Here is a 23,554-nt window from a genome sequence, read left to right on the forward strand (position 1 = left end):
CGTGCCCCGGGTGCGCGCACAGCTGCGCAATTGTTGGGAAAAGCACCGGGAACCAGCCGCCGTCGGTGCTTATCCGCGCAATTGCGCGGATAAGCACTGATCCCGGCGCCGAAGAACGCGCGAGCCCGATCGCACTCACCCGAGGTCGACCACCAGGCGCGACGGGGCGCGGAGCGTGAATGCCCGGAACGGGGCCCGGCCGCCCCGGAGCCCGACGAAGACCTGGGTCATGCCCTCGAAGGCACCGACCGTGTGCAGATCCACGACGGCGCCACCCAGTGCGCGGCGAACCGGAGGGTCGTGGTCCTCCGGCATCCGGGTGGGTGTCCCCGAGATGTCGAGGCGGAGGATCGTGTCACCGCGGAGCCCCACCGTCGCTCCGCTCCCCTCCAGCACCGCCTCGTCGACGAACCGCGCGGCCCGGCCCGGCCTGCCGGTGCCGGCGAACCTCAGCACCAGCCGGTCATGACCAGCACGCCGGACGGCGGAGACGTCCTCGAGGACGAGGTCGTACGCACCCCTCGGCCGGTGCACCTGCACCTCGTCACCGGGCCGCGAGAGTGCCGACCGGGCGGGGCCGGGCTCCGCAGCCGGCGCCGGCGCAGAGTCGCGCGCGACCGGCTCGTACGTGCAGCCGGCGTACGACGTCGACAGCACGAGCGCGACGACGGCGCTGGACAGGATCGCGGAGGGTCTCATACCCCCTGGGACGCGCCGCAGCCCCGAGCGGTTGTCGCAGGCGCGGCGGGCGCGACGCTCAGAGACCCAGGATCGGGTCGAGCGCGACCGCGACGAACAGCAGGGTGAGGTAGAGGTTCGAGGAGTGGAACAGCTGCATCGGCTGGATCACCGCCAGGTCGTCGGTGGTCTTGGTGCGCGCCCACATCCGGTGCGCCTGCACCAGGAACACGGCGCCCAGCAGCGCGGCGATCACGGGGTAGACCAGGCTGGTGCCGGCGACCGGCCACAGCAGCAGCGACGTCGCGACCATCACCCAGCTGTAGATCACGATCTGGCGACCCACGACCTGGGCCGGGGCCACCACCGGGAGCATCGGCACGTCGACGTTGGCGTAGTCCTCGCGGTAGCGCAGCGCCAGCGCCCAGGTGTGCGGCGGGGTCCAGAAGAAGACCACCATGAAGAGCACGACAGGCACCCAGGACAGCTCGTTGGTGACGGCCGTCCAGCCGATCAGCGCCGGGAAGCAGCCGGCGAGGCCGCCCCAGACGATGTTCTGGGTGGTGCGGCGCTTGAGCAGCATCGTGTAGACGAAGACGTAGAACGCGTTCGCGCCCAGCGACAGGCCGGCAGAGAGCCAGTTCACCCAGGTGGCGAGGACCAGTGTCGACAAGATCGCCAGCACGAAGCCGAAGATCAGTGCGGCGCGCGCCGACACGATGTGGCGCGGCAGCGCACGACGCCGGGTGCGGCGCATCTGCTCGTCGATGTCGCGGTCGTAGACGCAGTTGAAGACCGAGGCCGACCCGGCCGAGAACCAGCCGCCGACCGCGGTCGCGGCGACCAGCCCGAGCGGCGGGATGCCGCGCTCGGCGAAGAACATCACCGGCACGGTGGTCAGGAGCAACAGCTCGATGACCCGGGGCTTGGTCAGCCCGATGTACGCCGCGACGACGTCCTTGAAGGTGGCCCGACCGGACCCGTCGCCGGTCGACTGCGACGGTGCAGCGGAGGCCGGTTGGCCGACGTACGTCACTGGTGTCCTCGATGATGTTCGGAAGCGTGGAGCGATGCTGAGTCTATCGCGCGGGGTGAGTAGGCTCGGTATCGCCCGAAGCCCCGCGAGAGGAACCCTGTGAGCACTGCTGCTGCCCTGGACTGGAACGACATCGACGACAAGGCCGTGAACACGGCCCGCACCCTCGCGATGGACGCGGTGCAGCGGGTCGGCAACGGTCACCCGGGCACCGCGATGAGCCTCGCTCCCGCGGCGTACCTTCTGTTCCAGAAGGCGATGCGTCACAACCCGGCGGACCCGAACTGGGCCGGCCGCGACCGCTTCGTCCTCTCCGCCGGCCACTCCTCGATCACGCTCTACAACCAGCTCTTCCTCGGTGGCTGGGGCCTGGAGATCGAGGACATCAAGTCGCTGCGCACGTGGGGCAGCAAGACCCCGGGCCACCCCGAGTTCGGCCACACCGCCGGCGTCGAGACCACCACCGGACCGCTGGGCCAGGGCATCGGCAACGCCATCGGCATGGCCATGGCCGCCCGCCGCGAGCGCGGCCTGCTCGACCCCGACGCCGCCCCCGGCGAGTCGCCGTTCGACCACCAGATCTACGCGATCTGCAGCGACGGCGACGTGCAGGAGGGCGTGAGCGCCGAGGCGTCCTCGCTCGCCGGCACCCAGCAGCTCGGCAACCTCACCGTGATCTACGACGCGAACCGGATCTCGATCGAGGGCGACACCGACGTCGCGTTCACCGAGGACGTCGCGAAGCGCTACGAGGCCTACGGCTGGCACGTGCAGACCGTCGACTGGACCCAGGACGGCACGACGTACGTCGAGGACATCCCGCAGCTGTGGGAGGCCGTGCAGGCCGCCCACGCGGTGACCGACCGACCCAGCTTCATCGTGCTGCGCACGGTGATCGCCTGGCCCGCGCCGAACGCCCAGGGCACCGGCGCCTCGCACGGCTCCGCCCTCGGCGCCGACGAGGTCGCGGCCACCAAGAAGATCCTCGGCTTCGACCCCGAGCAGGACTTCGAGGTCCCCACCGACGTCATCGAGCACACCCGCACCCTGGTCGCCCGTGGCAAGCAGGCCCAGGCCGACTGGCAGGCCGGCTTCGCCGCCTGGCGCGAGCGGGCCTCGAAGGAGGCGCTGGCCGCCTGGGAGCGCATGCAGACCCGCGCGCTGCCCGAGGGCCTCGCCGCCGCGCTGCCCACGTTCGAGGCCGACCCCAAGGGGATGGCCACGCGCAAGGCCTCCGGCGCCGTCATCAACGCCGTCGCCCCGCTGATGCCCGAGCTCTGGGGCGGCTCGGCCGACCTGGCCGAGTCCAACAACACCACGATCAAGGGTGTCCCCTCGTTCATCCCGGCGGACCGCACCACCGACCAGTGGCAGGGCGACCCCGCCGCCGGCCGGGTGCTGCACTTCGGCATCCGCGAGCACGGCATGGGCGCGATCATGAACGGCATCACCCTGCACGGCGGCACTCGCGTGTTCGGCGGCACCTTCCTCACGTTCTCCGACTACATGCGTGGCTCGGTGCGCCTGGCCGCGCTGATGGGCCTGCCGGTCACCTACGTGTGGACCCACGACTCCATCGGCCTCGGCGAGGACGGCCCCACGCACCAGCCGATCGAGCACCTCGCCGCACTGCGCGCGATCCCGGGCCTCGACGTCGTCCGCCCGGCCGACGCCAACGAGACCGCGGCCGCCTGGGCCGCGATCCTGTCCCACACCGACCGCCCGGCCGGCCTGGCGCTCACCCGCCAGAACGTCCCGGTCTTCCCCCGCGGCACCGACGGCTTCAGCGACACCTCCAACGTCCACCGCGGCGGCTACGTGCTGCTCGACGCCGACGGCGGGCTGCCCGACGTCGTCCTGATCGGCACCGGCTCGGAGGTCCAGGTCGCGGTCGCGGCCCGCGAGCTCCTCGCCGCCGACGGCATCCGCGCCCGCGTGGTCTCGATGCCGTGCCGCGAGTGGTTCGACGCCCAGGAGGAGGCCTACCGCGAGACCGTGATCCCGCCCACCGTCAAGGCCCGGGTCTCGGTCGAGGCCGGCGTCGCCATGGGCTGGCGCGAGATCGTCGGCGACCACGGCCGGATCGTGTCGATCGACACCTTCGGCGCCTCGGCCGACTACCAGCGCATGTACGCCGAGTACGGCATCACCGGTGAGGCCGTGGCCGACGCCGCCCGCGACAGCGTCCGGGTCTCGTCGGTCTGAGCACGCCCCGCTCGGGTACTTCACCACCACGACTTCAGGAGGCAGTACATGAGTGACCGTCTGCAGGCACTGGCCGACGCCGGCGTCTCGATCTGGCTCGACGACCTCTCCCGCGAGCGGATCGAGACCGGCAACCTCGCCGACCTCACCCGCGAGCGCTCGGTCGTCGGCGTCACCACGAACCCCACCATCTTCGCGAGCGCGATCGCCAACGGCGAGCGCTACGACGAGCAGGTGCGGCGCCTGGTGGCCGAGGGCCGCAGCGTCGACGAGGTGATCTTCGAGCTCACCACCGAGGACGTCCGCAACGCCTGCGACGTGCTCGAGCCCCTCGCCGGCACCTCCGCCGGCGACGGCCGGGTCTCGATCGAGGTCGAGCCCGACCTCGCCCAGGACACCGAGGGCACCATCGCCTCGGCACGTGCCCTCTTCAAGGCCGTCGACCGCTCGAACGTCCTCATCAAGATCCCGGCCACGCAGGCCGGGCTCAGCGCGATCACCACGGTGATCGGCGAGGGGATCAGCGTGAACGTGACGCTGATCTTCTCCGAGGAGCGCTACCGCGCCGTCATGGACGCCTACCTCGCCGGCCTGGAGCGGGCGAAGGAGGCGGGCCTCGACCTGTCGAGCATCCAGTCCGTCGCGTCGTTCTTCGTCTCCCGCGTCGACACCGAGGTCGACGCCCGGCTGGAGAAGATCGGCACCCCCGAGGCGCTCGAGCTCCGCGGCAAGGCGGCGATCGCCAACGCCCAGATCGCGTACGGCGCGTACGCCGAGGTCGTCGGCTCCGAGCGCTGGCGCGCGCTGGCCGAGGCCGGCGCCAACGTGCAGCGCCCGCTGTGGGCCTCCACCGGGGTGAAGAACCCCGACTACCCGGACACCCTCTACGTCACCGACCTGGTGGTCGGCGGCACGGTCAACACGATGCCGGAGAAGACCCTCGAGGCCTTCGCCGACCACGGCGAGGTCCGCGGCGACCTCGTCACCGGCCGCGAGGACGAGGGCCGCGCGGTCCTCGCCCGCCTCGAGGAGGTCGGTGTCGACTTCGCCGACGTGCTCGTGGCCCTCGAGACCGAGGGCGTCGAGAAGTTCGTGAAGTCCTGGGATGAGCTCGTCGCGACCGTCCGCGGCCAGATGGAGCAGGCGAACGCGTGACCCGGGCGATGGCGTGGGACGAGACAGGGGCGATCGCCGTCAGCACGCCCGCCGGGTCGCCGCACGGGGAGGTCCTCGACCGCCTCGTCACCGACCGGGTCGCCAGCCGGATGGCCGACCGCGACCCCACCCTGTGGGGCGAGGCGGCCGTTGACGAGGCCGCCAAGCGGCTGCACTGGGTCGGCCTGAGCCAGACCTCGCGTGACCTGGTCACCGAGATCTCGCTGCTCGGGGTCGAGCTGCGCCAACGCGGGCTCGCCCGCCTGGTGCTGTGCGGCATGGGCGGCTCCTCCCTCGCCCCCGAGGTGATCTGCGCGGCCGCCGGCGTGGAGATCGACGTGCTCGACTCCTCCGCGCCCGACGTCGTACGACGCGCGATCGAGGACCGCCTCGGCGAGACCGTCGTGGTCGTCTCCTCCAAGTCCGGCGGCACGGTGGAGACCGACAGCCAGCGCCGCGCCTACGAGCAGGCCTTCCGCGACGCGGGCATCGACCCCGCTGAGCGGATCGTCGTCGTCACCGACCCCGGCTCGCCGCTGGAGCAGTCGGCCCGCGAGGCCGGCTACCGGGTCTTCCTCGCCGATCCGGAGGTGGGCGGGCGCTACTCCGCGCTCACCGCCTTCGGGCTGGTGCCCAGCGGTCTTGCCGGCGCGGACATCGCCGGTCTGCTCGACCAGGCCGAGTCGGTGCGCCCCGCCCTCGAGAAGGACAGCGCCGACAACCCCGGGCTCGTGCTCGGCTCCCTGCTGGGGGCGGCCAACCTGTCCGGGGTCGACAAGCTCGCGCTGGCCGGTGCCGGGGGCAGCTACCCCGGCCTCGGCGACTGGGTCGAGCAGCTGGTGGCCGAGTCCACCGGCAAGGACGGCCACGGCATCCTCCCGGTCGTCGTCGGCTCGCTCGAGGCCGCCGCCGAGACCACCCGGCACGCCGACGTCCTGCTCGCGACGTACGGCGCGGACAGCGACGCCGCTGCTGCGGTGGAGGTGGTCTCCGGCTGGAGCGCCCACCTCGACCTGCCGCTCGGCGCGCAGATGCTGGTCTGGGAGTACGCCACCGCCGTCGCCGGCCGGGTGATGGGCATCAACCCCTTCGACCAGCCCGACGTGGAGAGCGCGAAGGCCGCCGCACGCAGCATGCTCGACGGTGCCGCATCCTCCCCCGCCCCGGTCTTCACCGACGGGCCGGTCACCGTCTACGCCTCCGACGGCTGGCTGCCCGACGGCACCGAGACCGTCGCCGACGCGGTGGCCGCCCTGCTGGCCACCCTCGACCCCACCCACGGCTATCTCGCCGTCCAGGCCTACCTCGACCGGCACCTCGACGCCGCGCTGGCCGAGACCCGCGACCGGCTGGCGGTGCGCACCGGTCGTCCGGTGACGTTCGGCTGGGGCCCGCGTTTCCTGCACTCGACGGGGCAGTACCACAAGGGCGGACCGGCGACCGGGGTGTTCCTCCAGGTCACCTCCGCCCCCGCCGCCGACCTCGCCGTGCCGGGTCGCTCCTTCACCTTCCAGGAGTTCATCACCGCCCAGGCGGTCGGTGACGGCCAGGTGCTGGCCGGCCACGGTCGCCCGGTGCTGCGGCTGCACGTGGAGTCACCCGCCGGGCTCGACGTCGTACGCGCGGCGCTCGGCTGAGGGCGGGCGCGCGATGACCTGGCAGAACCCGCTGCGGGATCCCCGGGACCGGCGCCTGCCCCGCATCGCGGGCCCGTGCGGCCTGGTGCTGTTCGGCGTCACCGGCGATCTGTCGCGCAAGAAGCTGATGCCGGCGATCTACGACCTCGCCAACCGAGGTCTGCTGCCGCCCGGCTTCAGCCTGGTGGGCTTCGCCCGCCGCGACTGGGCCGACCAGGACTTCGCCCAGATCGTGCACGACTCGGTCAAGGAGCACGCACGCACCGAGTTCCGCGAGGAGGTCTGGGAGCAGCTCTCCGAGGGCGTGCGCTTCGTGCCCGGCTCCTTCGACGACCCCGAGGCGTTCGAGCGGCTGCGTAGGACCGTCGACGAGCTCGACGCGGCCCGCGGCACCGACGGCAACCACGCCTTCTACCTCGCGATCCCGCCGGGCTCCTTCGGCACCGTCGCGCAGCGCCTCCAGCAGCACGGGCTCGCCGACGCACCCGACGGCTCCTGGCGCCGGGTGGTGGTCGAGAAGCCCTTCGGACACGACCTGGAGTCCGCGCGCGAGCTGGACCGCGCTCTGAGCGAGGTCTTCCCCGAGGACTCGATCTTCCGCATCGACCACTACCTCGGCAAGGAGACGGTGCAGAACATCCTCGCGATCCGCTTCGCGAACAGCATCTTCGAGCCGGTCTGGAACGCCAACTACGTCGACCACGTGCAGATCACCATGGCCGAGGACGGCGGGATCGGCGGACGCGCCGGCTACTACGACGGCATCGGTGCCGCTCGCGACGTGATCCAGAACCACCTGCTCCAGCTGATGGCGCTGGTCGCGATGGAGGAGCCGCCCGCCTTCGACGCCGACACCCTGCGCCTGGAGAAGGAGAAGCTGCTCTCCTCGATCGAGCTCCCCCGCCGTCTGGACCTCACCACCGCCCGCGGCCAGTACGTCGGCGGCTGGGCCGGCGGGCGGAAGGTGTCGGGCTTCCTGGAGGAGGAGGGGATGCCGGCCGGCTCCACCACCGAGTCGTACGCCGCGGTCACCCTGCACGTCGAGAACCGCCGCTGGGCCGGGGTCCCGTTCTACCTGCGCACCGGCAAGCGCCTGGGGCGCCGCGTCACCGAGGTGGCGGTGGTCTTCAAGCGCGCGCCGCACCTGCCGTTCAGCGAGAGCTCGACCGAGGAGCTCACCCAGAACGCGATCGTGATTCGGGTCCAGCCCGACGAGGGCATGACCGTGCGGTTCGGCTCCAAGGTGCCCGGCACCACGCTGGAGATCCGCGACGTGTCGATGGACTTCGCCTACGGCGGCTCCTTCACCGAGGCCTCCCCGGAGGCCTACGAGCGGCTGATCCTCGACGTCCTGCTCGGCGACCCGCCGCTGTTCCCCCGTCACCGGGAGGTCGAGCTGTCCTGGCAGATCCTCGACCCCGTGCTGGAGGCCTGGGCGAGGAAGGGCGAGCCGGACCCCTACCCGGCCGGCAGCTGGGGACCGGAGTCCGCCGACGCGATGCTGGCGCGCGACGGTCGCGTCTGGCGCCGGCCGTGAGGAAGGGGCGAGCATGATCGAGCTGACCGACACCACCTCCTCGGCGATCGCCGCGGAGTTCGTGCGTGCCCGCACCCGGGCCGGCAGCCCGGCGATGGGCATGGTGATGACACTGGTGGTCCTGGTCGACGAGGACGACGCCGAGGACGCCATGCGGGTCGCCCGCCAGGCCTCCCACGAGCACCCCGCCCGGGTGCTCGGCGTGATCATCGGCGACGGCCGGGGCCGCGGCAGCGTGGACGCCCAGGTCGGCATCGGCTCCGGCTGGAGCGGGGAGACCGCGCTCATCCGGCTCGGCGGCGAGGTCACCCGACACCCCGAGTCCGTGGTCCTGCCGCTGCTGCTGCCCGACTCCCCCGTCGTCGCGTGGTGGCCGACCGACGCCCCCGAGGACCCCGCGGCCGATCCGCTGGGAGCCCTCGCCACACGACGGATCACCGACAGCGCGAGCGCCACGAAGGCGCGCACGGTCGCCCTGCAGCGCCAGTGCGCGTCGTACACGCGCGGCAACACCGACCTGGCCTGGACCCGGCTCACGCCGTGGCGGGCGCTGCTCGCCGGCGCCCTGGACCAGCAGCACCTCACCGTCACCGGCGCGCTGGTCGGGGCCGAGCGGCACAACCCGAGCGCCGACCTGCTCGCCGCCTGGCTGGGCAGCCGGCTGAAGGTGGACGTCGAGCGGCGGGCCACCGACGGCCCCGGGATCACCGAGGTCGAGCTCGAGACCCGGCAGGGGCCGATCCGGCTGGACCGTCCCGACGGGCGGCTGGCGACGTTCACCTCCCCGGGGCGCCCGGACCGTCCGACCGCGCTGCGTCGCCGCGACCTGCCCGCGCTGCTCGCCGAGGAGCTGCGGCGCCTCGACGAGGACGAGGTGTACGCCGAGACCGCCGAGCACGTGCTCCAGAGCGGGCGGGAGCGGGCATGACCGAGGCCCGGCTGGTCCGCCACGAGGACGCCGCCACGCTGGCCACCGCCGTCGCCCGGGCGCTGCTGGAGCGGCTGGCCGCCGTACAGGCCGAGGGGCGTGAGCCCCAGGTGGTGCTGACCGGCGGCACCATCGCCCGCGAGGTGCACCGCGAGGTCGCCCGGCTCACCCCCGGCTCGGGCGTCGACTGGTCACGGGTCGTCGTCTGGTGGGGCGACGAGCGGTTCGTCCCCGCCGAGGACCCCGAGCGCAACGCCGGCCAGGCACACGCCGACCTGCTCGACCACGTCCCGGTCGACGCGGCGAAGGTGTTCGCGATGGCCTCCACCGACACCGCCGTCACCGCCGAGGAGGGCGCGGACGTCTATGCCGCCCAGCTCGCCGCTCACTGCCCCGACGGCTTCGACGTGGTGATGCTCGGCCTGGGCCCCGACGCCCACGTCGCCTCGCTCTTCCCTGGCCAGCCCGCGCTGGACGTGACCGGCCGGGCGGCCGTCGCCGTCCACGACTCCCCCAAGCCGCCGCCGACCCGGATCAGCCTCACCTTCGACGCGCTCGCCCGCGCCCGGGCGGTGTGGCTGCTGGTCAGCGGCGAGGGCAAGGCCGACGCCGTGGCGCAGGCGCTGGCCACCCCGCGCCCCGCGCGCCACGACGTACCCGCTGCCTGGGTCGGCGGCACCGACGAGACGGTGTTCCACCTCGATCTCCCCGCCGCCTCCCGCCTCCCCTGACCCCACCCCCCTCCGCCGAGTCGGCGCCAATGGTGGCGCGAGTCGGGCCGTGTGGTCTGCCCAGTCGGCGCCAATGGCGGAGCTCTCCACAGGACGGGCCGAACCGAGTACGAAGGCGCCTTCATCCGTCGCAGCGTGTCCCCATGGACCTCGAAACCACGCTCGCCCAGGGCACGCTCGACGGGAGCTTCCCGCTCCCGCCCGACACGCCGTTCACCTACGCCACCGCGATCGCGGCGGGCCTCAGCAGACACACCTTGCGGGTGCTCGTCGAGGCACGCGTGCTGCGACGCCCCGTCAAGGGCGTGTACGTCGCGGCGGCACTGCCGGACTCGCTCTCCTTGCGGGCAGCCTGCCTCGCCCTCGTCGTACCGCCCGACGCCGTCGTGGTCGACCGGCACGCCGGCTGGTTGCTGGGCGCCGAGATGGTCCTCGCCCCCGGCGAGCACCTCGACCTGCGCCCGCTGTCACTCTTCCGGCCGGCCGGGCACGGCCGCTGCCGCAACGACCTCTCGCGCAGCGGCGAGCGCAACCTCCGCCCGGACGACATCTGCGAGCTGAACGGACTCCGGGTGACCACCCCTCTGCGAACGGCATGGGACCTCGGCCGGGTGCGCTGGACCGACGAGGCGATCACCGGGCTGGACGCGATGTTCCGCCTCCGGGTCTTCGAGCGCGACGAGTTCCTCGCCGGCATCCGACGGTTCCGCGGGATGCGCTGGGTCCGTACCCTGCGCGCGATCGGCCCCCTCGCCGACCCGCGTGCTGAGTCACCGCCGGAGTCGGTGCTGCGTCTGCGCTGCATCGAGCTCGGTCTCACCAAAGTCGAGCCACAGGTCGAGGTGTGGGACGACGACCGCTTCCTTGCGCGCCTCGACCTCGCCGAACGCCGCCGCCGCTTCGCTTTCGAGTACGACGGCGCACTGTGGCACTACGGCCCGGAGGCGCAGGAGCGCGATGCCCGCAGACGCAAGCGCGTCGCCGAGGACGGCTGGCTGGTGGAGGTCTTCCGCGCGGAGGACGTGTTCGGAAGAAGTGCCGACTGCGAGCGGCGCATGCAGGAGCTCGTCCGGGCCGCTGAGACCCGCTCTCGCAGCACCCGGAGCGCCTGATCGCGCCATTGGCGCCGACTCGCACCGCCATACGCGCCGACTGGGACAACCACACGCGCCGACTCGCGCAACCACAAACGCCGAGTCGGCGCGCCAGTGGCGCCGACTCGGCGTTCGAGTGGGTGATGCGGTGCTGCGGGGGCGACCTAGAAGATCAGGTCGCCGGACTTGCGGCGGGTGCGAAGCAGCTTGAGCGCCTCGTCGAGGATGTCGGCCGCCTCCTTGTCGGAGCGCCGTTCCTTCACATACGCGAGGTGCGTCTTGTAGGGCTCGTTCTTCGGAGCCGGGGGCGGGTTCGCCGCATCCTGGCTCGCGGGCAGCCCGCACTTGGGGCAGTCCCACGCCTCGGGGACCACTGCCTCGATCGCGAAGGCCACGACGGAGTGGTGGGCGTTCGAGCAGTGGTACGTCACCGTCTGGCGAGCGGCTGCCTCACCCCGCTCCGCCTCGCCCATCGGGCCGGCACCCACCCGGCTGCCACGGATTGCGCTTCCTCCACCTGCCACGGACGACGTCTCCTCAAGCTCTAGTCACGATGGTGCCGAGTGGTTGTTGCGGACTCAGGGGTAGGCGAGCAGCAGGCCGAGTGCGATCACGCACGCGAACCAGATGACGCCGACGCCGACCGTGAACCGGTCGAGGTTGCGCTCAGCGACCGACGAGCCGCCCAGCGAGCTGGACACGCCGCCGCCGAACATGTCGGAGAGGCCGCCGCCGCGACCCTTGTGCAGGAGCACGAGGAGGATCATCAGCGCGCTCGCGATCACGAGCAGGACGGAGAGGACGGTAGTCACAGTGTGAAATCCTACGTCACCGACCGCCGGTCACAGGACCGGCATGTCGTAGAAGCGGCAGATTCCGCCGAACTCCTCCGCCTGGAGGCTCGCGCCCCCGACGAGAGCGCCGTCGACGTCCTCCTTGACCATGATCCCCGCGACGTTGGCGGCCTTGACCGACCCGCCGTACAGCACGCGTACGCCGTCGGCCGCGGCGTCGCCGTGGACCTCGCGGATCCGGGCGCGGATCGCGCCGCACACCTCCTGCGCGTCGTCGGGCGTGGCGACCTCGCCGGTGCCGATCGCCCAGACCGGCTCGTAGGCGATGACCAGGCCGGCGACCTGCTCGGCGGTGAAGCCGTCCAGGGAGCCGTCGACCTGCGCGAGGGTGTAGGCGACCTGGTCGCCGGCGCGGCGGACCTCGAGGCCCTCGCCGACGCACACGATCGGCGTCATGCCCGCCGCGTGGGCGGCGTGCGCCTTCGCCGCGACGACGGCGTCGGTCTCGGCGTGGTACTCACGCCGCTCCGAGTGGCCGACGACGACGTAGGAGCAGCCGAGCTTGGCCAGCATGCCGGCCGAGATCTCGCCGGTGTAGGCGCCCGACTCGTGGACCGAGACGTCCTGGGCGCCGTACTTCACCTTGAGCCGGTCACCGTCGACCAGCGTCTGCACGGAGCGCAGATCGGTGAACGGGGGAACCACGACGACCTCGGCCTTGTCGAAGTCGTGACGCTTGTCGGTGAGGGTCCAGGCCAGCTTCTGCACCAGGACCACCGCCTCCTGGTGGTTCAGGTTCATCTTCCAGTTGCCCGCCATCAGCGGGACACGGGCAGCAGACTTCGCCATGGGTGTCAGTCCTCCAGGACCTTGATGCCGGGCAGTTCCTTGCCCTCGAGGTACTCGAGGCTGGCGCCGCCGCCGGTGGAGATGTGGCCGAACGCGGACTCCTCGAAGCCGAGCGTGCGCACGGCTGCCGCGGAGTCGCCGCCGCCGACGACCGAGAGGCCCTCGACCTTGGTCAGCGCCTCGGCGACCGCACGGGTGCCGGAGGCGAACTCCTCGACCTCGAAGACGCCCATCGGGCCGTTCCAGAACACGGTGCGTGCGTCGGCGAGCGCCGCGGCGAAGGCCGCGCCCGACTCCGGGCCGATGTCCAGGCCGAGGGCATCGGCCGGGATGTCGGTGGCGGCGACCACCCGGGGCTGCGGCGCGGCCGCACCCGTCGGGAACGTCGTGTCCACCACGATGTCGGTCGGGAGCACCAGCTCGACACCGGTCTGCTCGGCGCGCTCGAGGTAGGAGCGGCACACGTCGAGCTGGTCGGCCTCGAGCAGGCTCTTGCCGACCTCGTGGCCCTGGGCCTTGAGGAAGGTGAAGACCATGCCGCCGCCGATGAGCAGCTTGTCGGCCTTGCCGAGCAGGTTGTCGATCACGCCGAGCTTGTCGGAGACCTTCGAGCCGCCGAGGACGACCACGTAGGGCCGCTCCGGGGTCTCGGTCAGGCGACGCAGCACGTCGACCTCCGCCTGCACCAGCCCGCCCATGGCGTGCGGGAGGCGCTGGGCGACGTCGTACACCGAGGCCTGCTTGCGGTGTACGACGCCGAAGCCGTCGGAGACGAACGCGTCGGCGAGGCCGGCGAGCTGGTCCGCGAACGCGGCACGCTCGGCCTCGTCCTTGCTGGTCTCGCCCGGGTTGAACCGGACGTTCTCCAGCACGGCGACCTGGCCGTCGGCGAGGCCGGCGACCGTGGACCGGGCGGACTCCCCGACCGTGTCGGTCGCGAAGGCGACGTCCTGGCCGAGCAGCTCGCCGAGGCGGGCCGCGACCGGGCGCAGGGAGTAGCGGTCGTCGGGGGCACCCTTCGGACGGCCGAGGTGCGCCGTCACGACCACCCGGGCGCCGGCCTCGGCGAGCGCACGGATGGTCGGGACGCTGGCGCGGATCCGGCCGTCGTCGGTGATGGTGGTGCCGTCGAGCGGGACGTTGAGGTCGGAGCGGACCAGGACGCGCTTGCCCTGGACACCCTGCTCGATCAACGAGGCGAGCGTGCCGTTGTCAGTCATGCCTCAGAGGGTCTTGCCGACGTAGTCGATCAGGTCGGCGAGGCGGTTGGAGTAGCCCCACTCGTTGTCGTACCAGCCGACGACCTTGACCTGGTTGCCGATGACCTTGGTCAGCGGGGCGTCGAAGATGCACGACGCCGGGTCGGTGACGATGTCGGAGGAGACGATCGGCGCGTCGGAGTAGCGCAGGAAGCGACCGTCCGCGGCCTTCTTGATCACGGCGTTGACCTCCTCGACGGTGGTCTCGCGGCCGGCCTCGAAGGTGAGGTCGGTGGCGGAGCCGGTCGGGGTCGGGACGCGCAGCGCGTAGCCGTCCAGCTTGCCCTTGAGCTCGGGCAGGACCAGGCCGATGGCCTTGGCCGCACCGGTCGAGGTCGGGACGATGTTGATCGCGGCGGCGCGGGCGCGGCGCAGGTCCTTGTGGATGTTGTCCTGCAGGTTCTGGTCCGCGGTGTAGGCGTGGATCGTGGTCATCAGACCCTTCACGATCCCGAACTCCTCGTGGAGCGCCTTGGCCATCGGGCCGAGGCAGTTCGTGGTGCACGAGGCGTTGGAGATGACGTGGTGGTTCGCCGGGTCGTAGTCCTCGTGGTTCACACCCATCACCACGGTGATGTCCTCGTTGGAGGCGGGCGCGGAGATGATGACCTTCTTGGCGCCGGCGTCGATGTGCGCCTTGGCCTTGGTGGCGTCGGTGAAGAAGCCGGTGGACTCGACGACGACGTCGACGCCCAGCTCGCCCCACTTGAGGTTGGCCGGGTCGCGCTCGGCGGAGACCTTGATCTCCTGGTCGCCGACCTTGATGGCGTCCTCGGTCGAGGAGACCTCGGCGTCCAGACGGCCCAGGATCGAGTCGTACTTCAGCAGGTGGGCCAGGCTGGCGGTGTCGGTGAGGTCGTTGACGCCCACGATCTCGATGTCGAGACCCGACGCGCGCACGGCGCGGAAGAAGTTGCGGCCGATGCGGCCGAATCCGTTGATGCCTACTCGAACGGTCACTGCGAAGACTCCTCGGAACGCTGGTGTCACGCGCGGGGCGCGATGGTCGGGCCGCGACGCGGTGTTCGCCGTCACGGTCGCCCCGAGCCTATCGCTATCCCGCGACGCTGCGGACCGGGGTGCTCACCCCTCGTCGGCGAGCATGTCCGCGGTCAGGGAGGCCTCGGTGTCGGGGATGCCGAGCTCCTCCGCACGCTTGTCCGCCATCGCCAGCAGCCGACGGATCCGGCCGGCGATGGCGTCCTTGGTGAGCACGGGGTCGTGCAGCTGCCCGAGCTCCTCCAACGAGGCCTGCTTGTGCTCGAGGCGCAGGGCGCCGGCCAGCTTGAGGTGGTCGGGGATCTCCTCGCCGAGGATCTCCATCGCGCGCTCCACCCGGGCTCCGGCGGCGACCGCCGCGCGGGCCGAGCGGCGCAGGTTGGCGTCGTCGAAGTTCGCCAGCCGGTTGGCGGTCGCCCGCACCTCGCGGCGCATCCGGCGCTCCTCCCAGGCCATCAGCGACTCGTGCGCGCCGACCCGGGTCAGGAGCTGGCCGATCGCGTCACCGTCGCGGATCACCACCCGGTCGACACCGCGGACCTCGCGGGCCTTGGCCTGGATGCCCACCCGGCGGGCGACACCGACGAGCGCGAGGGCCGCCTCGGGCCCCGGGCAGGTCACCTCGAGGGAGGACGAACGGCCCGGTTCGGTCAGCGAGCCGTGGGCGAGGAACGCCCCGCGCCACGCGGCGACGGCGTCGCAGGCTCCTCCGGACACGACGGCCGGTGGCAGGCCCCGGACGGGCCGGCCGCGCTGGTCCAGCAGCCCGGTCTGGCGGGCGAGAGCCTCGCCGTCCTTGACGATGCGCACCAGGTAGCGGCTGCCCTTGCGCAGCCCGCTGCCCTGCACCATCACCACGTCGGCCTGGTGGCCGTAGACCTCGAGGACGTCGGTACGCAGCCGGCGCGCGGCCGCCCCGGTGTCGAGCTCGGCCTCGAGCACGACACGACCGCTCACGATGTGCAGACCACCCGCGAAACGCAGCAGCGAGGCGACCTCCGCCTTGCGGCAACAGGTCTTCGTGATCTGGGTGTTGGCCAGTTCTGCCTTGACCTGTCCCGTCATCGCCATGGGCCAGATCCTCCCACGCGAGTCAATCGATCGGGACACTGACATGGGGGATGTCCAGCCCTGCCCGCACGCCGCGAGCGTGGCGCGTGACCGGGCCCACGCGGCGTGCGGCCGGCGCGGGCGCAGGGGGCGAGTGCTCAGCGACCCTCGATGATCCGGGCGAACGCGGCGGCGAGCTTGGCGGGGTCGTGACGCGGCGAGCCGTCGTCCGCCGCGACGTCGGCGAGGACCAGGTCGGCGCCGAACGCGTCGGCGCACTCCTGGAGCTCGTCCAGGCCGTCCCCGACGCCCGCCCGGTCGGCGAGGACCGTGTGGATCGTGAGGTCGGGGGCGTGCTGGGCGAGCACCGCGAGGTGGTCGGCCGGCCCGAACCCGCCGGTCTCCCCCGCCTGCTCGGCGAGGTTGAGCACGACGACGACGCGGGCGTCGGTGGCGACCAGGGCCTCCCGCATCGCCGGGACCATGAGGTGCGGGATCACCGAGGTGAACCACGAGCCCGGGCCGAGCACCACCCAGTCCGCCTCCGCGACGGCGGCCACCGCCTCCGGGCAGGCGGCCGGGTCGGGTGGGTCCAGGGCGATGGAGGTGATCACGCCGCCGGTGGTCGCGACCTCGACCTGACCGCGGACGGCGACGTGGGCGTCGGGGTCCTCGGGCACGAGGCCACGCACCTCGGCGGTGATGTCCATCGGGGTGAGCGCCATGGGCAGCACCCGACCCTTGGCGCCGAGCAGCCGGCCGACGTGGTCCAGGGCGTCGACGTGGTCGCCGAGCAGCTCCCACAGCCCGACGATGAGGAGGTTGCCGACGACATGTCCGCGCATGTCGCCGTCTCCGGCGAAGCGGTGCTGCAGGACGTCGGCCCAGGTGGTGCCCCAGTCGTCGTCGCCGCACAGCGCCGCCAGCGCCATCCGCAGGTCCCCGGGCGGGAGCACCCCGAACTCGCCGCGCAGCCGTCCCGACGAGCCGCCGTTGTCGGCGACCGTGACGACGGCGGTGAGCTCGTCGACGGTGAGGTCGTCGACGAGGCGGCGCAGCGCCCGCAGGGACGCGTAGAGGCCATGGCCGCCGCCGAAGGCGACGACCGACTGGGCGCGCAGGCTCATCTACTCGCGCCCCAGGTCACGATGGACGGTGTGCACGAGGTGTCCGGAGTCGGCGATGCGACGCGCGATCTCCTCGGCCATCGCCACGCTGCGGTGCTTGCCGCCGGTGCAGCCGATGGCGACGCGCATGAACCGCTTGCCCTCGCGCAGGTAGCCCTCCGCGACCCCCTCCAGGACCGGGACGTAGCCGTCGAGGAACTCCTCGGCGCCGGACCGGGAGCGCACGTATTGGGCGACGTCGGGGTCGCGACCGGTGCCCGGGCGCAGCTCGGGGACCCAGTGCGGGTTGGGCAGGAAGCGCATGTCGGCGATGAAGTCGGCGTCGACGGGGATGCCGTACTTGAACCCGAAGCTGAGCACGGTGACCCGGAGCTTGGTGGTGTCGGCGGTGCCGAACGCCTCCGCGATCCGGTCGGTCAGCTGGTGCACGTTGAGCCCGGAGGTGTCGACCACCAGGTCGGCGGAGCCGCGCAGGTCGGCCAGTACGGCGCGTTCGCGCTGGAGCCCGTCGAGCAGCCGGCCCCCGCCCTGGAGCGGGTGGGGTCGCCGGGCCGCCTCCTGGCGGCGTACGAGGACCTCGTCGGTGGCGTCGAGGAACACCAGCGTGGCCCGCCGCCCGGTCGCCCGCTGGGCGAGGTTGGCCTGCAGGGAGCCGAAGAAGGACCCGGAGCGGACGTCCACGACCACGGCGATCGGCTGGCTGGTGCCCCGGTTCTCATCGACCAGGCGTACGACGTCGCGCAGCAGGCTGGGCGGCAGGTTGTCCACGACGTAGTAGCCGAGGTCCTCCAGCTCCTTGGCCGCGGTGCTGCGCCCGGCGCCGGTCATGCCGGTGATCACCACCAGCGGGCCGGGTGCGGGGGTGTCGGGGTCGGACGTCACGGGCACCCCGGACGCCACTGCCTCGTCGCGCTGGGTCACGGGGTCTCCTCGATGATCTCGCCGGTCGCGGTGTTGACGCTCATCATGGTGGGTGCGGCCTCGCCCGTCTGATCCGGGGAGGACACGGCGGTCTTGATCGCCTCGGCGGTGCGTGGGCCGATGCCCGGCACCTGCGCGATCTCCTCGAGGGAGGCCGCGCGCAGCTTCTTCAGGGAGCCGAAGTACTTCATCAACGTCTTGCGGCGCACCTCGCCGAGGCCCGGCACGTCGTCGAGCGCGCTCTCGACCATCGAGCGCGAGCGCCGGTTGCGGTGGTGGGTGATCGCGAACCGGTGCGCCTCGTCACGGATGCGCTGGAGCAGGTAGAGCCCCTCGGAGGAGCGGGGCAGGATCACCGGGTCCTCCTGGCCGACCACCCACACCTCCTCGAGCCGCTTGGCCAGCCCGCACACCGGGATGTCGTCGATGCCCAGCTCGTCGAGGGCGCGCTGGGCGGCCGCGACCTGCGGCGGTCCGCCGTCCACGACGACCAGGCCGGGTGCGTAGGCGAACTTGCGGGGTCGCCCCGTCTCGGGGTCCACGAGCATCGGCCCGCTCTCCTCGTCGCCGCCGGGGCGGACCTCGCTGCGCGCCTGCTCGTCGAGAAGACGGCGGAACCGGCGGGTGATCACCTCGTGCATCGAGGCGACGTCGTTCTGGCCGTCGACGCCCTTGATCACGAAACGGCGGTACTCGCTCTTGCGCGACAGCCCGTCCTCGAAGACCACCATCGAGGCGACGACCTCGGTGCCCTGGAGGTTGGAGACGTCGTAGCACTCGATGCGCAACGGCACCTCGTCGAGCTCGAGGGCCTCCTGGATCTCCTCGAGCGCACGGTTGCGAGTGGTGAGGTCGCTGGCCCGCTTGGTCTTGTGCAGCACCAGCGCCTGGGCGGCGTTGCGGGCGACGGTCTCCTGCAGGGTCTTCTTGTCCCCACGCTGCGGCACCCGGATCGCGACCTTGGCCCCGCGCAGCTCGCTGAGCAGCTCCTCGAGGGTCTCGGGGTCCGGCGGCAGCGCAGGCACCAGGATCTCCCGCGGGATCGAGTCCGCGGCCTGGTCGCGGTCGATGCCGGCGTACTGCTGGAGCAGGAACAGCTCGACCAGCTCGGGGACGTCGCCCTCCTCGACCCGGTCGGCCACCCAGCCACGCTGGCCGCGGATCCGGCCGCCGCGGACGTAGAAGATCTGCACCGCGACCTCGAGCGGGTCCTCGGCCACGGCGATCACGTCGACGTCGGCACCGTCTCCGAGCACCACGGCCTGCTTCTCCAGCGCCCGCTGCATCGCAGCGAGGTCGTCGCGCAGCCGCGCGGCCTTCTCGAAGTCCATCGCGTCGGAGGCGGCGTACATCTCCTTCTCGATGCGGCGCAGGAAGGTGCGGGTCTGGCCGCCCATGAAGTCGCAGAAGTCATCGACGATGCGGCGGTGCTCCTCCGCGGTGACGTTGCCGACGCAGGGCGCCGCGCACTTGTCGATGTAGCCCAGCAGACAGGGACGACCGATCTGCGCGGACCGCTTGAACACGCCGTTGCTGCACGAGCGCATCGGGAAGACGCGCAGCAGCACGTCGACGGTCTCGCGGATCGCCCAGGCGTGGCTGTAGGGGCCGAAGTAGCGGGTGCCCTTCTTCTTCGCCCCGCGTCCGACCATCACCCGCGGGAACTCCTCGCCCACGGTGACCGCCAGCCAGGGGTAGGACTTGTCGTCGCGGTACTTGACGTTGAACCGCGGGTCGTACTCCTTGATCCAGGAGTACTCCAGCTGGAGCGCCTCGACCTCGGTGTTGACGACCGTCCACTCCACGCTGGCCGCCGTGGTGACCATCGTGGCGGTGCGCGGGTGGAGCTGGCCGACGTCTTGGAAGTAGGAGGAGAGGCGGGCGCGCAGGTTCTTCGCCTTGCCGACGTAGATCACCCGGCCGCGGGGGTCGCGGAAGCGGTAGACGCCGGGCTGGGTCGGGATGGAACCCGGGGCGGGACGGTAGGACTGCGGCCCCCGGGAGGAGCGGGCGGGACGAGCGGGAGGCACGCCCCAACCCTACGGTCCGGCGCCGACACTCCCGGTGCCCGGCGAGTCAGGCGAGCCGGATGTCCTTGCCGGCGACCTTGATCCGGACCTCGTCGAGCGGCTGCGTGGCCGGGCCGGCGGTCGGCGCGCCGTCCTCGAGGGCGAAGTGGCTGGCATGGCAGTGACAGATGACCTCGCTGTCCTTGACCTCCGAGACCTGGCAGCCCTGGTGGGGGCAGACCGAGGAGAAGGCCTTGAACTCGCCCGCCTGGGGCTGGACGACGACGATCTTCTCCTCCTCCAGGATCACCCCACCGCCGACCGGGACGGCCTCGGTGCTGGTCAGGACCGTGCCGGAGGGCCTGGTGCTGGGCTCCGAGGCGGAGTCGTCACCGCAGGCGGCGAGGAACGGGATCCCGACGCCGGCGACGGCGGCCGCGGTGAGGGCGCTGCGGCGGTCCAGGCAGGGGCCCGTGCACTCGTGGGTCATCAAGCTGTCCTCTCGGTGGGGAAGAGATGGGTGGGGATCGGGAGTCAGGACTTCGCCGAGGCGCGCGCCGCCTGCACCCGCTCACCGCGCTTCTTGGCCGATGCGGCGGTGCGGCCACGGGGCTCGGGTGCGGAGCTCGCGGGGAGGCGGCGCTTCGGCTGTGCGGCCTCCTTGCCCTTCAGGATCGGCCCGAGGTAGCGACCGGTGTGGCTCTCCGCGATGGTGACGACCTGCTCGGGGGTGCCCTCGGCGACCACCATGCCGCCGCCGGAACCGCCCTCCGGACCCATGTCGATGATCCAGTCAGCGGTCTTGATCACGTCGAGGTTGTGCTCGATGACCAGCACCGTGTTGCCGGCGTCGACCAGCCGGCTGAGCACGCCGAGGAGCTTGCGGATGTCCTCGAAGTGCAGGCCCGTGGTCGGCTCGTCGAGGACGTAGAGGGTGCGCCCGGTCGAGCGCCGCTGCAGCTCGGTGGCGAGCTTGACCCGTTGCGCCTCGCCGCCGGACAGGGTGGTGGCCGGCTGCCCGAGGCGGACGTAGCCCAGACCGACCTCGACGAGCGTCTGAAGGTAGCGCGAGATCGCCGGGACGGCCGCGAAGAAGTCGACGGCCTCCTCGATCGGCATGTCGAGGACCTCGGCGATGGTCTTGCCCTTGTAGTGCACCTCGAGGGTCTCGCGGTTGTAGCGCGCCCCGTGGCAGACCTCGCACGGCACGTAGACGTCGGGCAGGAAGTTCATCTCGATCTTGATGGTGCCGTCGCCCATGCAGGCCTCGCAGCGCCCGCCCTTGACGTTGAAGGAGAAGCGGCCCTGCAGGTAGCCGCGCATCTTGGCCTCCGGGGTCTCCGCGAAGAGCTTGCGGACCCGGTCGAACACACCGGTGTAGGTCGCGGGGTTGGAGCGCGGCGTGCGCCCGATCGGCGACTGGTCGACGTGGATGACCTTGTCGACGTGCTCGAGGCCGGTGATCCGGGTGTGACGCCCGGGGATCGCGCGGGCGTTGTAGAGCTGCTTGGCCAGGGCGGTGTAGAGGATGTCGTTGACCAGCGTCGACTTGCCGGACCCGGAGACGCCGGTCACCGCCACGAACACGCCGAGCGGGAACGAGACGTCGATGGTGCGCAGGTTGTTCTCGCGGGCGCCGACCACGGTGAGCTCGCGCCCCGTGGTCCGGGGACGGCGGGCAGCGGGGACCGGGATCTCTCGGCGTCCGGAGAGGTACTGGCCGGTGATCGAGTCGGGGTGGGTGTAGAGGTCGGCGACCGACCCGCTGTGGATCACCTGACCGCCGTGCTCGCCGGCCCCGGGGCCGATGTCGACCACCCAGTCGGCGACCTTGATCGTGTCCTCGTCGTGCTCGACGACGATCAGGGTGTTGCCGAGCTCCTTGAGCCGGACGAGGGTCTCGATGAGCTTGGCGTTGTCGCGCTGGTGCAGGCCGATCGACGGCTCGTCGAGGACGTAGAGGACGCCCACCAGGCCGGCGCCGATCTGGGTGGCGAGCCGGATCCGCTGGGCCTCGCCGCCGGACAGGGACCCCGAGGCACGGTCCAGGGAGAGGTACTCCAGTCCGACGTCGAGCAGGAAGCGCAGGCGCTGCTCGATCTCCTTCAGCACGACGTCGGCGATCTGGCGCTCACGGTCGCTCAGCTCGACGCTGGCGAGGAACTCCGCGGTCTTGTCGAGGGACAGCGCGCAGACCTCGGCGATGCTGAGCCCGCCCACGGTCACGGCCATCGTGACCGGCTTGAGCCGGCTGCCGCCGCAGGCCGGGCACGGGACCTCGCGCATGAAGCCCTCGTAGCGGTCGCGGCTGGTGTCGGACTCGGCCTCGCGGTGACGGCGCTCGACGTAGGGGCGCACGCCCTCGAACTCGGCGTAGTAGGCGCGCTGGCGTCCGTAGCGGTTGCGGGTGACCACGTGGACCTTGGTGGGGTGACCCTCCAGGATCGCCTTGCGGGCCTTGGGGGTGAGCTCCGCCCACGGGGTGTTGAGGTCGAAGCCGAGCTCGTCCCCGAGCGCACCCATCAGGCGCAGGAAGTAGTCGGCGACGTGCGCGCCGCTCCAGGGCTGGATCGCCCCCTCGCCCAGGGTGGCGCGCGGGTCGGGGACGACCAGGTCGGGGTCGACCTCCATGCGGGTGCCGATGCCGTGGCACGCCGGGCAGGCGCCGAACGGGGAGTTGAACGAGAACGAGCGCGGCTCGAGCTCGTCGGTGTCGATGGGGTGGTCGTTGGGGCACGACATCTTCTCGCTGAACTTCAGCTCACGGCCCGGGTCCTTCGCGTCGAGGTCGACGAAGTCGAAGACCACCAGGCCGCCGGCGAGGTTGAGCGCGGTCTCGACCGAGTCGGTCAGGCGCCGCTTGGAGGACTCCTTGACCGCGAGCCGGTCGACCACGACCTCGATCGTGTGCTTCTTCTGCTTCTCCAGCGTCGGGGGCGCGTCGAGGGTGTAGGTCTCCCCGTCGACCCTCGCGCGCGAGAAGCCCTGGGTCTGCAGCTGGCTGAAGAGATCGACGTACTCGCCCTTGCGCCCGCGGATCACGGGGGCGAGCACCTGGAAGCGCCGCCCCTCCTCGAGGGCGAGGACGCGGTCGACGATCTGCTGGGGGGTCTGCCGCTCGATCGGGGCGCCGCAGGTCGGGCAGTGCGGTCGGCCGACGCGGGCATAGAGCAGGCGGAGGTAGTCGTAGACCTCGGTGATGGTGCCCACCGTCGAGCGCGGGTTCTTCGAGGTCGACTTCTGGTCGATCGAGACGGCCGGCGAGAGCCCCTCGATCAGGTCGACGTCGGGCTTGTCCATCTGACCGAGGAACTGGCGGGCATAGGCCGAGAGCGACTCGACGTAGCGGCGCTGACCCTCGGCGAAGATCGTGTCGAACGCCAGCGAGGACTTGCCCGACCCGGACAACCCGGTGAAGACGACGAGCGAGTCCCGCGGGAGGTCGATCGAGACGTCCTTCAGGTTGTGCTCCCGGGCGCCCCGGATGATCAGCTGGTCGGCCACGAATGCGATCCTCGATGAGAGTGCGGACGGAGTGCGCTCCC

At 71.8% G+C, this 23,554-nt stretch carries 20 protein-coding genes; 7 read left to right on the plus strand and 13 right to left on the minus strand.

All coding sequences use genetic code 11. From position 1 onward, the window contains the following. Positions 1-135: 135 nt before the first annotated feature. On the minus strand, positions 136-699 hold the full coding sequence (locus GFH29_RS10435; RefSeq protein WP_153323413.1) for a hypothetical protein: 564 nt from the start codon (positions 697-699) through the stop codon (positions 136-138). Positions 700-757: 58 nt separating this feature from the next. Continuing rightward, a complete protein-coding gene (locus GFH29_RS10440) occupies positions 758-1,714 on the minus strand; it encodes a heme o synthase (protein ID WP_153323415.1) in 957 nt (318 codons plus the stop codon). A 99-nt stretch (positions 1,715-1,813) separates the two neighbouring features. On the opposite strand from GFH29_RS10440, the gene tkt reads away from it, so the two are divergent. From tkt to GFH29_RS10475, 7 genes are all read left to right on the plus strand, one after another. After that, a complete protein-coding gene (gene tkt / locus GFH29_RS10445) occupies positions 1,814-3,919 on the plus strand; it encodes a transketolase (protein WP_153323417.1) in 2,106 nt (701 codons plus the stop codon). A 48-nt stretch (positions 3,920-3,967) separates the two neighbouring features. Beyond that, the gene (gene tal, locus GFH29_RS10450; protein WP_153323419.1) at positions 3,968-5,074 is read left to right on the plus strand and encodes a transaldolase; all 1,107 of its coding nucleotides are present in this window, start codon (positions 3,968-3,970) and stop codon (positions 5,072-5,074) included. Continuing rightward, complete coding sequence (locus GFH29_RS10455; protein WP_228387423.1) at positions 5,071-6,711, plus strand: glucose-6-phosphate isomerase; 1,641 nt, start codon at positions 5,071-5,073, stop codon at positions 6,709-6,711. The genes tal and GFH29_RS10455 overlap by 4 nt, the downstream gene beginning before the upstream one ends. 13 nt (positions 6,712-6,724) lie before the next feature. After that, the gene (gene zwf / locus GFH29_RS10460; RefSeq protein WP_153323421.1) at positions 6,725-8,248 is read left to right on the plus strand and encodes a glucose-6-phosphate dehydrogenase; all 1,524 of its coding nucleotides are present in this window, start codon (positions 6,725-6,727) and stop codon (positions 8,246-8,248) included. A 13-nt stretch (positions 8,249-8,261) separates the two neighbouring features. After that, complete coding sequence (locus GFH29_RS10465; protein ID WP_153323423.1) at positions 8,262-9,176, plus strand: glucose-6-phosphate dehydrogenase assembly protein OpcA; 915 nt, start codon at positions 8,262-8,264, stop codon at positions 9,174-9,176. Continuing rightward, entirely contained in the window at positions 9,173-9,907 is a 735-nt protein-coding gene (pgl, locus tag GFH29_RS10470; RefSeq protein ID WP_153323425.1) for a 6-phosphogluconolactonase, read from the plus strand. Before GFH29_RS10465 ends, pgl begins: the two co-directional genes overlap by 4 nt. Positions 9,908-10,050: 143 nt before the next feature. Then, positions 10,051-11,019: a hypothetical protein gene (locus GFH29_RS10475; protein ID WP_153323426.1), complete on the plus strand. Its 969-nt coding sequence runs from the start codon at positions 10,051-10,053 to the stop codon at positions 11,017-11,019. Positions 11,020-11,165: 146 nt separating this feature from the next. Here the strand turns inward: GFH29_RS10475 and GFH29_RS10480 are convergent, their stop codons facing one another. The 11 genes from GFH29_RS10480 to uvrA all read right to left on the minus strand — a co-directional run bounded on the left by GFH29_RS10480 (position 11,166) and on the right by uvrA (position 23,513). After that, positions 11,166-11,525: an RNA polymerase-binding protein RbpA gene (locus GFH29_RS10480; RefSeq protein ID WP_153323428.1), complete on the minus strand. Its 360-nt coding sequence runs from the start codon at positions 11,523-11,525 to the stop codon at positions 11,166-11,168. A 54-nt stretch (positions 11,526-11,579) separates the two neighbouring features. Beyond that, complete coding sequence (secG, locus tag GFH29_RS10485) at positions 11,580-11,813, minus strand: preprotein translocase subunit SecG (protein ID WP_153323430.1); 234 nt, start codon at positions 11,811-11,813, stop codon at positions 11,580-11,582. 30 nt (positions 11,814-11,843) lie between these two features. Further along, positions 11,844-12,644: a triose-phosphate isomerase gene (tpiA, locus tag GFH29_RS10490; RefSeq protein ID WP_153323431.1), complete on the minus strand. Its 801-nt coding sequence runs from the start codon at positions 12,642-12,644 to the stop codon at positions 11,844-11,846. 5 nt (positions 12,645-12,649) lie between these two features. Further along, the gene (locus GFH29_RS10495) at positions 12,650-13,864 is read right to left on the minus strand and encodes a phosphoglycerate kinase (RefSeq protein WP_153323433.1); all 1,215 of its coding nucleotides are present in this window, start codon (positions 13,862-13,864) and stop codon (positions 12,650-12,652) included. 3 nt (positions 13,865-13,867) lie between these two features. Beyond that, a complete protein-coding gene (gap, locus tag GFH29_RS10500) occupies positions 13,868-14,863 on the minus strand; it encodes a type I glyceraldehyde-3-phosphate dehydrogenase (protein WP_153323434.1) in 996 nt (331 codons plus the stop codon). Between the two features lie 123 nt (positions 14,864-14,986). After that, positions 14,987-15,973 (minus strand): DNA-binding protein WhiA, encoded by a 987-nt coding sequence (gene whiA / locus GFH29_RS10505; RefSeq protein WP_153323436.1) that lies wholly within the window; start codon positions 15,971-15,973, stop codon positions 14,987-14,989. Between the two features lie 137 nt (positions 15,974-16,110). Continuing rightward, positions 16,111-17,079 (minus strand): gluconeogenesis factor YvcK family protein, encoded by a 969-nt coding sequence (locus GFH29_RS10510; protein ID WP_153323438.1) that lies wholly within the window; start codon positions 17,077-17,079, stop codon positions 16,111-16,113. Continuing rightward, positions 17,080-17,967 carry an RNase adapter RapZ gene (rapZ, locus tag GFH29_RS10515; protein ID WP_416224763.1) on the minus strand — a complete coding sequence of 296 codons (888 nt, stop codon included), beginning with the start codon at positions 17,965-17,967 and terminating at the stop codon, positions 17,080-17,082. It lies immediately after the preceding gene. A 29-nt stretch (positions 17,968-17,996) separates the two neighbouring features. Beyond that, positions 17,997-20,030, minus strand: coding sequence for an excinuclease ABC subunit UvrC (gene uvrC, locus GFH29_RS10520; protein ID WP_153323439.1), 2,034 nt, complete (start codon positions 20,028-20,030; stop codon positions 17,997-17,999). Positions 20,031-20,076: 46 nt separating this feature from the next. Beyond that, on the minus strand, positions 20,077-20,499 hold the full coding sequence (locus GFH29_RS10525; RefSeq protein WP_153323442.1) for a Rieske (2Fe-2S) protein: 423 nt from the start codon (positions 20,497-20,499) through the stop codon (positions 20,077-20,079). A 44-nt stretch (positions 20,500-20,543) separates the two neighbouring features. Then, positions 20,544-23,513 carry an excinuclease ABC subunit UvrA gene (gene uvrA, locus GFH29_RS10530; RefSeq protein WP_153323444.1) on the minus strand — a complete coding sequence of 990 codons (2,970 nt, stop codon included), beginning with the start codon at positions 23,511-23,513 and terminating at the stop codon, positions 20,544-20,546. Positions 23,514-23,554: the final 41 nt, after the last annotated feature.

Origin of the sequence: Nocardioides sp. dk884 (assembly GCF_009557055.1) — a bacterium.
GTDB lineage: Bacteria > Actinomycetota > Actinomycetes > Propionibacteriales > Nocardioidaceae > Nocardioides.

Excerpts from the sequence above, each read along its gene's own strand:
- GFH29_RS10435 (WP_153323413.1), bottom strand. The coding sequence starts at position 699 with ATGAGACCCTCCGCGATCCTGTCCAGCGCCGTCGTCGCGCTCGTGCTG.
- tal (WP_153323419.1), top strand. The coding sequence starts at position 3,968 with ATGAGTGACCGTCTGCAGGCACTGGCCGACGCCGGCGTCTCGATCTGG.
- zwf (WP_153323421.1), top strand. The coding sequence starts at position 6,725 with ATGACCTGGCAGAACCCGCTGCGGGATCCCCGGGACCGGCGCCTGCCC.
- GFH29_RS10465 (WP_153323423.1), top strand. The coding sequence starts at position 8,262 with ATGATCGAGCTGACCGACACCACCTCCTCGGCGATCGCCGCGGAGTTC.
- pgl (WP_153323425.1), top strand. The coding sequence starts at position 9,173 with ATGACCGAGGCCCGGCTGGTCCGCCACGAGGACGCCGCCACGCTGGCC.
- GFH29_RS10475 (WP_153323426.1), top strand. The coding sequence starts at position 10,051 with ATGGACCTCGAAACCACGCTCGCCCAGGGCACGCTCGACGGGAGCTTC.
- tpiA (WP_153323431.1), bottom strand. The coding sequence starts at position 12,644 with ATGGCGAAGTCTGCTGCCCGTGTCCCGCTGATGGCGGGCAACTGGAAG.
- GFH29_RS10495 (WP_153323433.1), bottom strand. The coding sequence starts at position 13,864 with ATGACTGACAACGGCACGCTCGCCTCGTTGATCGAGCAGGGTGTCCAG.
- whiA (WP_153323436.1), bottom strand. The coding sequence starts at position 15,973 with ATGGCGATGACGGGACAGGTCAAGGCAGAACTGGCCAACACCCAGATC.
- GFH29_RS10510 (WP_153323438.1), bottom strand. The coding sequence starts at position 17,079 with ATGAGCCTGCGCGCCCAGTCGGTCGTCGCCTTCGGCGGCGGCCATGGC.
- GFH29_RS10525 (WP_153323442.1), bottom strand. The coding sequence starts at position 20,499 with ATGACCCACGAGTGCACGGGCCCCTGCCTGGACCGCCGCAGCGCCCTC.